Origin of the sequence: Deinococcus frigens DSM 12807 (genome assembly GCF_000701425.1) — a bacterium.
Classification (GTDB): domain Bacteria; phylum Deinococcota; class Deinococci; order Deinococcales; family Deinococcaceae; genus Deinococcus; species Deinococcus frigens.
Genome location: NZ_JNIW01000094.1, coordinates 1 through 8,171, shown reverse-complemented (window position 1 = coordinate 8,171; position 8,171 = coordinate 1). Strand labels below are relative to the sequence as shown.

General features: G+C 63.9%; 10 protein-coding genes and 2 pseudogenes. 8 read left to right on the top strand and 4 right to left on the bottom strand.

Annotated features, from left to right (window positions below; translation table 11 throughout):
* The 3 genes and pseudogenes from Q322_RS22810 to Q322_RS0118860 form a co-directional block, all read right to left on the bottom strand.
* Positions 1–429: pseudogene (locus Q322_RS22810) on the bottom strand (hypothetical protein); the annotation flags it as partial.
* A gap of 126 nt (positions 430–555) precedes the next feature.
* On the bottom strand, positions 556–1,014 hold the full coding sequence (locus Q322_RS0118865; RefSeq protein WP_029479413.1) for a hypothetical protein: 459 nt from the start codon (positions 1,012–1,014) through the stop codon (positions 556–558).
* Between the two features lie 196 nt (positions 1,015–1,210).
* Positions 1,211–1,399, bottom strand: coding sequence for an SHOCT domain-containing protein (locus Q322_RS0118860; RefSeq protein ID WP_051668770.1), 189 nt, complete (start codon positions 1,397–1,399; stop codon positions 1,211–1,213).
* Between the two features lie 579 nt (positions 1,400–1,978).
* On the opposite strand from Q322_RS0118860, the gene Q322_RS22000 reads away from it, so the two are divergent.
* From Q322_RS22000 to Q322_RS0118825, 6 genes are all read left to right on the top strand, one after another.
* Positions 1,979–2,524, top strand: a complete 546-nt coding sequence (locus Q322_RS22000) for a thioredoxin-like domain-containing protein (RefSeq protein ID WP_156953166.1) — start codon at positions 1,979–1,981, stop codon at positions 2,522–2,524.
* Positions 2,525–2,537: 13 nt separating this feature from the next.
* Positions 2,538–3,041 carry a TlpA family protein disulfide reductase gene (locus Q322_RS0118850; RefSeq protein ID WP_245593322.1) on the top strand — a complete coding sequence of 168 codons (504 nt, stop codon included), beginning with the start codon at positions 2,538–2,540 and terminating at the stop codon, positions 3,039–3,041.
* Positions 3,042–3,539: 498 nt separating this feature from the next.
* On the top strand, positions 3,540–3,767 hold the full coding sequence (locus Q322_RS0118840) for a DUF2933 domain-containing protein (RefSeq protein ID WP_029479408.1): 228 nt from the start codon (positions 3,540–3,542) through the stop codon (positions 3,765–3,767).
* A 49-nt stretch (positions 3,768–3,816) separates the two neighbouring features.
* Positions 3,817–4,641, top strand: coding sequence for a WD40/YVTN/BNR-like repeat-containing protein (locus Q322_RS21995; RefSeq protein WP_156953165.1), 825 nt, complete (start codon positions 3,817–3,819; stop codon positions 4,639–4,641).
* Between the two features lie 175 nt (positions 4,642–4,816).
* Positions 4,817–5,497: a response regulator transcription factor gene (locus Q322_RS0118830; protein WP_029479406.1), complete on the top strand. Its 681-nt coding sequence runs from the start codon at positions 4,817–4,819 to the stop codon at positions 5,495–5,497.
* 58 nt (positions 5,498–5,555) lie between these two features.
* Positions 5,556–6,656, top strand: a complete 1,101-nt coding sequence (locus Q322_RS0118825) for a sensor histidine kinase (RefSeq protein ID WP_051668768.1) — start codon at positions 5,556–5,558, stop codon at positions 6,654–6,656.
* 129 nt (positions 6,657–6,785) lie between these two features.
* On the opposite strand, the gene Q322_RS0118820 is transcribed toward Q322_RS0118825, so the two are convergent.
* A complete protein-coding gene (locus tag Q322_RS0118820) occupies positions 6,786–7,469 on the bottom strand; it encodes a DUF4396 domain-containing protein (protein WP_245593321.1) in 684 nt (227 codons plus the stop codon).
* 302 nt (positions 7,470–7,771) lie between these two features.
* Between Q322_RS0118820 and Q322_RS24865 the strand changes: the two are divergent.
* Both Q322_RS24865 and Q322_RS24860 read left to right on the top strand, forming a co-directional pair.
* Positions 7,772–7,885, top strand: a pseudogene (locus Q322_RS24865) (tyrosine-type recombinase/integrase); the annotation flags it as partial.
* A gap of 128 nt (positions 7,886–8,013) precedes the next feature.
* Positions 8,014–8,171 (top strand): tyrosine-type recombinase/integrase (locus Q322_RS24860; RefSeq protein ID WP_281173665.1); only part of this gene is annotated, 158 nt, incomplete at its 3' end.

Below are 8,171 nucleotides of genomic sequence, written 5' to 3'. Positions count from 1 at the left end.
ACAAGTGGTCAGTCCAGCGTGCTGTTTGGCATCGCGGAACACAAACTCCAACTGAAAGCGGGCGCTGTACAGCGCCCGAATCTGATCAGCAGGCATACCAGTGTCGGTGCTGCAGAGCACTACATGGGCCTTGACATGGCCACGACGATCCAACCGCTCAATCACCACGACTTTCAAGAAGCGTTCAAAGCGTGGTCCCCAGACCACGCGCGTCCAGATTCGCTCGTTTCTATCGCCAGGTACGGCAACCCAGCCGGTGAAGTTTACAAAATCTACTTTGCCTGCCCATTTCTGTCTGGCCCCACGCCGTTTGGGATGTGCGCCCGTGTAGAGATACAGGAGGTGGGATTGACCCACTTTTGTGGTTCTTCCACTGATTCCGTGCCGCTTGTCAGCTCGCGATTCGGTAGCGGAAACCTCGCTTTTCATCGCTCCTAGCGCTCGAAAAGGGTTCATCAATCGGATGAGATACTCAGCCAGCTCATCGAGCCCCTGAACCTCAGGCCACCCCTGCTCTCTGCGTGCCGTTGGACCAGTTAAGGCAACATCACCCCGTTAGCCCCTTCCAGCCCGGTGGCCCGTCAGGATCGTCAGCAGCAACGTGACTAATAGCAACTCCAGGGTAGTGGTGATCAGGCCGAACGCGTCCCACCCCTCGATCTCGCCTGCTTCTGGGCCGAAAAAGGGTATCCCGACCGTGCGGGTGACGACATACATCCCCGCGATCAGCAGGTTCCCGATCACTCCGGCCCAGTAGTACGGTACTTCCATCCTGCTGTTGCCCACCCGAGGGAAAGGGTCACTTTGCGCCGCTTTCATCTCGAAGGAGCGGAGCAGCAGGAAGCCACCCCACACGAACTGCGTGGCCGTCGCTACCAGGAAGAACAGGCCATACAGGAACCATTCCGTAAAGTGCGCGCCGGTCACGCCCCCGTGAAGCGCAGCAGTCAGCATGGAGAGGCCCGCTACCCACGGAATACGGGAATCGGTGAAGGAGTACAGGCGACTCGTCAAGGCCGCTCACCTTCCTGAGCATCGGAGAAAGTGATTTCAAGCTGAACGAAGTACGATGGTCCAACTATCCGTTCTTGCCGGATGCGGTGCTCTTCATCGACGTGAAGCTGATACCAGATGCTTGATCCAGGGACGAACAGAGACAGGAGCATGAAGAGCGGGTAGATGATCCGTGCCCAGCTTCCATCTGTTCGCGTTATGACCGCAGCCTGCGCTCCAGGGCGTCGAGTTCCTCTGCGGTGATCTCCCCGCGTGCGAAGCGCTCGCGGGCCAAATGCCCAGCCCGGTCCTGCCCTTCCTCGTAGCGTCCGTCCCGGTTGAGCCGTACCAGCAGGTACGCCACGGCGACGATGACAGCCACCCACAGCAGCAAGCCCAGGATCATGCCACCGCCACATCCCATCATTCCCATCATTCCGGTCACTCCTTACGTGCGCTCCACCCTGAAGGCAACTGATACTCACGTTGCCGAGGTCAAGGTAGTGCCCCGGTGTTCAGCTTCGATAAAAGCAGGAACCCGCGTCGCACGCGGGTTCCTCCAGGCGTTCTGACCTGGTCTCAAACTTGCGCCATCAGGCGGCAGGAATCTGCGCAGCGGCGGCAACCGGCCTGTAGTTCATCCAGCAAGTGGCAACATCTACCTCGCTGGTCCCGCTGGGGTCGCCCGGTCCAAAGGTCAGGGGGCCGACTGGTCAAATCTGGGGCTGCTTCGCTGTGGGCGAGAGCGGCTTGGTCCACCGCTCGTCTGATGGAGGAAGGTCGTGGAGCCCGTGATGTTCGTGCGGGTCTGCCGCCAGTGTCACCCAGATACCCCAGCCAGCCTGAACACGCCACTGTCCGAGACAGTGGCGTGTTCAGCAACGGTAAAGCGCGGGGCCGAGAACACCGGATTGTGCGCCCTGAGCGTCACCAACGCTTTTACAGCTCTTGAACACGAAGGGTCTACGGTGGAGAGGTGACCAAGATGAGCAAACCAGCCAACGTGAAGTTCAATTCAGCGCCGCCGCGCCGCAACCTGTGGCCCGCCGCGCTGGTGGGAGCTGTGGCCCTGCTGCTGGTGGGGGCCGCGTGGTGGGGACGTTCGGGTGCGGACACCGGGGGTCTGGGCCAGACCTTCGCCAATCAGGGCCAGGAGCACATCGCAGTGGGGACGGCACATCCTGCCTACAACTCGTTTCCGGCCACCAGTGGTTGGCATTACGTACAACCGCAGCCCTGGGGAACGTTTGCGTACATGGTGGAGCCGGAACGCCTGATCCACAACCTGGAACACGGCGGCATCGTCATCCAGTACAATCCAGCGCTCCTTCAAGGCACAGAGGGTGCGCTGGACGGCATTCAGCGGCGCTTCCCCAACAAGACGGTGGTGGCCCCCAACGAGGCGTTGAAGGTGCCGGTGGCCGTCACAGCGTGGCGGCGGCTCTACACCCTCGACAGCGTGGATGAAACCAGAATCGTCGCTTTCATTGAGCGGTACAAGAACCGTGCCCCCGAGCGATTCCCCGATTAACCGCCGGACGTCCGTGGCCTGGAAGCGGTGGCTGCCACCGGTGCTGGCCGCCAGTGTGGCTGCCGCGCTGCTGAGGCCCAACTCCGGGCCGAGTTCCCCCCTGATCGGGAAGCCTGTGCCAGCGTTTACGCTGGTCACCCTCAGCGGACAGTCCCTCAGCCTGGGCGAGCAGGGTGGCGGCCCAGCCGTGATCAATTTCTGGGCGTCCTGGTGCGTTCCTTGCCGGGAGGAAGCCCCCCTACTCCGGGAATTTGCCCAGAAAGCCCGGAATGTCAGGGTGGTGGGCGTGATCTTTCAGGACCGGCCCGAGGCGGCGCGGGCCTTCGAGCAGGAATTTGCCATCCCCTATCCCAGTGTCCTGGACCCCCAATCCCGAACTGCCATTGATTTTGGGGTTGCGGGCGTGCCGGAGACTTTTTTTATTGATGCACAGGGCATCGTGCAGGCCAAGCAGTCGGGGCCACTCACCCGTGACAGCTTGCGTTTGAACGCCCGGAAGATCGGCGCGCAGTTTTGAACGCAGCGTCAGGGGAGTGCGCGTCTCACTGGGATGGTCGCGCCGATGGCGCTGGGTTCGGTCTTCGGGACCCTGCTGGCCTACGTCCCGACGGGAGCGCTGAAGTTCGTGCTGGGCGCGGTACTCATGGCGTCCGCTGCCAGGACCAGGATCAGCATCACGGGCGAGGCCAGCAGCCCAAACGCCAGCTCGCCCGCCTGCCGGTACTCGGGGCTTGACCAGAACCTGGCTAAGGAAATTTCACGGCTTTGTGACGGAGATAGAGGTGTCTGAGCTTGATACGAGCATCCTCGGTTCGAAATTGCCAATCCATCCGTACCTGACCCTGGTTCCACTCCTGCTCCCAAACACTGATCCGGGTGGCCAGATCCTCGCGGTTCACGTGTCACTAAATTTGCAGCAGGTTGACGCCGAAAACAGGGGGAGGGTCACCAACCACTCGCCACAACTACTGCGGGGGTTTATCGAAGTTGAACAAAGGGTCTCTACTCTGAGGGCATGAAACTCTTTAGGTTTTGCCTGAACTGGAAAGTGCTCATCGGCCTCGCTATCGTCGCTGCGGGTTTGTACTTTGCCGCGTCCCCCGGTGTGTTCGCTGCCGCGCTGCCCTTCCTGCTGGCCGCCGCATGCCCGCTCTCCATGCTACTGATGATGCGCGTCATGCCTCACGGGCACCAGGCCCCACAGCAGGCGCCTGTCCCCGTGCAGGCGGCCATGCGGAAGTGACATGACGACCAAGGCCAGGACAACGAACACCGCGCCGGCCGGGCGACGGATGCTCGTCCTGGCGGCGCTGCTGACGACGGCGCTGCTGGGCGGCGCCGTGTGGTGGCTTACGCAGGGAAACCAGGGCGAAACCACGGCGCGCCTGTCCGGGGACTTCCACGCCCTGCGGGTTCTCCCTGACGGGCGGCTGCTGTACGGGCAGCACGCGGGCGTCTCCGTGAGTGCTGACAATGGGAAAAGCTGGGGACTATCCGATGGCGCGGGGGACGCCATGGCCCTCGCCTCGTCTACGCGCTTCCCTGACACCGTGATGATGGCCGGGCATGACGTCCTGAAGGTCAGCCAGGACGGTGGGCGCACCTGGCAGGATCAGGGGTTCGGGAATTTGCCAGGCACCGACATCCACGGCTTCGCCGCGTCGCCTGACCAGCCCGGCGTGTGGTACGCCAACCTCGCGGGGCGGGGCCTGTACCGCACCGCCGATGGCCAGAACTGGCAGTTCGTGTCCGCCGCAACCCCCAGTGCGATGGCCCTCGCCGCAGGACCAGGCGACACCCCACGCCTGTACGCCCTCATGATGGACGCCAGGCTGATCGTCTCGGATGACGGTACAGCATGGCAGCGTGCCGCAGCCGCGCCGCCGGCAGCCGCTGCCGGCCTGGACGTTCATCCCATGAGCGGCAACGTGTACATCGCCGGCCCGGAAGGTGTGGCCCGCTCGGAGGACAAGGGCGCGAGCTGGACGAACCTGAACCTGCCGGAAGGCGCGCTGCTGGTGACGGCGGACCCACAGGACGAGGCACGGCTGTACGCCGCCGGCACCAGCGGTACGGTGTACCGCTCGGACGACGGGGGAAGCACCTGGCACCAATGAGCACCCGGTGGCTGGCGCTGGGGGAGCCATGTTCATTACAGGAGCCTGCAAAAGCAACAGGATCTTCACGGCGGTGGCCGGCACGCCGGAGTCAATGGCCAGAAGTGTCAGTGAATCAGTATGCAGTCCTGACGACATCCCTTGATCAGTCATCTCCCGGCATACTGGACGCAGCATGACGACAGTGTTGGTGGTGGATGACGAGCCGAGCGTGCGCAAGGTTGTCGCCGCATACCTGGAGCGTGAAGGTTTTCAGGTGCAGACGGCGGCGGACGGTCTCGACGGCCTGCTTCAGGCTGAAGCGGGCGGTCTGGCGCTCATCGTGCTTGACGTCATGCTGCCGAAGGTGAACGGCCTGGATGTCTGCAAACGTCTCCGGGCAACCACCAACGTGCCCATCATCCTGCTCACGGCCCGCGGGGAGGAGTTCGACCGGGTGCTTGGCCTGGAACTCGGTGCCGACGACTACGTGGTCAAGCCGTTCAGCCCGCGTGAACTGGTGGCCCGGGTGAAAGCGATCCTGCGCCGCACGTCGGGGGAGGCGGCTCCGCTCCCAGTCCTCTACGAGGGCCTGCGGGTGGATCCAGTGACCCGCGCGGCCAGTCTCGCCGGGCAGGCGCTTGACCTGAGTGCCCTGGAGTTCGATCTGTTGCACGAACTCGCCCGGGCGCCCGGGCGGGTCTTCACCCGCAATGAGCTGATTCAGCGGGTGTGGGGTGAGGACTTTCCCGGAGTTGACCGGGTGGTGGACGTGCACATGGTCAGCCTGCGCAGGCACCTGGGAGAGTCTGGGCAGGCGCCGCAGTTTCTTCACGCTGTCCGGGGGGTGGGGTACCGCTTTGGCCGGCTCAAGTAAACCCGGCGGCAGTGCCGGACTCGGCCTGCGGGCAAAGCTGCTGCTCTCATACCTCGCCGTGATCGCCCTGTCCGCCATGACGATGACCGTGATCGCGGAATGGACCGCGCCGTTCTTTTACCGCTCGCACACCGAGCAGATGGTGCAGATGTTCGGCATGCAGGACATTCCGGAGATGCGCCGTCAACTGTCCGAGGGCTTCACGGGCGCGTTTGGAAGCGCCCTCGCGGTGGCGAGTTTCGTGACCCTGCTGGTGGCGTTGGCGGTGAGCGCCCTCGTCAGCCGCCAGATCCTGCGGTCGGTGCAACGCGTGAGCCACGCCAGCACGCGTATCGCGGCCGGACATTACGCTGAGCGGCTGCCGGAACTGGGCCGGGACGAACTTGGCGAACTGACGAACAGCTTTAACCGCATGGCCGAAGCGCTGGAAGCGACGGAAGTGCGGCGGCGGGAACTGATCGGCACGGTCGCGCACGAGTTGCGTACGCCCCTGACCGGCATGCGCGGGCTCACGGAAGGGCTGCTGGACGGGGTGTTCCGCATTGAGGAGGCGGGACCAGACATCATCCGTGAAGTTCGGCGGTTGGAGCGGCTCACGCAGGACCTGTCGCTTGTCACGCAGGCGGAAGCGGGCGTGATTCCCGTGACGCCGCGCCCTGTACCGCTCGCGGAACTTGCCCGTGGGGCCTGTGCGCAGTTCGAACGGCCCTTTTCCAGCGCGGGCCTCACCCTGACCCTCGACGTGCGGCGCGAGGTTCAGGTGCTCGCAGATCCGGACCGGCTCACCCAGGTCCTGGTCAACTTACTGGCCAACGCCCTGAGACACACGCATCAGGGGGGCGTGACCGTGCGGGTGAAGAGAGACGGACAGTTCGGGTGCGTGGAGGTGCAGGACACGGGGGAAGGCATTGCCCCAAATGACCTGCCACACGTGTTCGAGCGGTTTTACCGCTCTGACCAGTCCCGGGCCCGCGACGCGGAGGAGAGTGTGGGGGCAGGGATCGGCCTCACGGTCTCACGGCACCTCATCGAGGCGATGGCAGGCGAGATCCGGATCTCGAGCACACCAGGCGTGGGGACCACCCTCACGGTGGACTTGCCGCTGGCCACAGCATCCGACGCGCCTAGAGCATCTGACAGAAAAGATGCACCGTCCTGAGTGAAGCTGGAGTGTTTGGAGACGCTCTTGGATAAGCCTCGGCTTCGCTCTACCTGACAACTATTTCGACAAATGCTTTAGGTCGCACAACCCTTGATACAGCCAGGACCGACGCGAGCACGGGGACGATCAGCGGCCTGTGGTTGGGGCCATCTCGTGCACCGCCACCGCCAGCGTCCGGCGGGAAGTAAACCACGCGACGACGGGCGCGGCGGTCAGCATGCCCAGGATCATGCCAATTTGCATCTGAAACACGAACACCACATCGGTGATCGGTGCCATGAGCTGATTGGTGTGCAGGTACAGCATCCAGCCGACCATGCCAACATCGAAGGCCAGAACAGTCACAAAGGTGGCCAGAAGGAGAGTACCGGCAGACGGGCTGGCCAGAACGCTTGATCGGTGGCCTGCGGAGGTGGCGTACTCCGCCAGAAACAGCAGAGCAGTGGCCAGGATCAGGATGAAGAGCGCCACCGCCCACAATGCCTGGCCGGCAATCGTCCAACCGGCTCCGAAGACCACGGGCACGCCGATCAGGTGGGCGATGGTGGACGCGGCGGCCCCGGACAGCAGCGCCACAGCGAACGGTGCCCCTGCCGACCGTGGTGTGCTGCCGGGCGCCCGGCCCCAGCGGGCATACGGCGCGAGGGCCGCCGGTCCGAGGAACAGGGCACTCAGGGGCCAGACCCAGTCAAGCGCTGAGCGCGGCCGCCGGGCGGCGACGGTATACGTGAGGAATGCGGCCGTCAGCACAGAGGCGAGGACGTAGGTCCATGCCAGGGGCGTCAGCCATGCGGGAATCATCGTCGTCATGTCCATTCTGGGTTCCTTGTCCGGCGTGGTGCCGGAGTGCGGTGATGCGCTCTGAAGTTCATCATTCCGCTGGGTGCTTTTCCCGCCTGGGCGGAGGCATTCCACCGCAGACTGTAGGGGCCGAATGTTCAGCGTTGATAAATGAGAACGATGCTTGTCCAACGTCAATCACGTCAGTAAGGGTGATCTGCACCTTGGATTCCTGCCCCCACCCCACCCCGGAGGGCTGGCTGCGCCGGGAGGAAATCGAGCGTATCTTCGGTCATTCTCCGGCATAGGGCCGCGACGTCCTGCTGTTCCGGATGGTTTACGCGCCCGGACCGCGGATCGGCGAGGCGTTGGGGTTGCACTGGAGTGACCTGGACCTGACTCGGGGCGACGAACACCTGACCGTGCTGGGTAAGGGTGGGCGCAGACGGACGGTGCTGCTGGACGATCCGGCCCTGGTGGCGCGGCTGCGGCGCTACCTGAAGACGCTGGCCTTCACGCATGGACCGCTGTTCCAGGTCACCAAGAACGGGCGGGTCCACTGCGCTACCAGAGTGTGCAGGCCCGCTGGCAGGGGTACGCGGCTCAGGCGGAAGTCCGCTGCACCTTGCATCAGCTCCGGCACAGCCACGCGACAGAGCTGGTCAATGGGGGCGTGAGTCTGGCCACCATCCGTAAACGGCTGGGACACCAGCACATTCAAACCACGCTGCG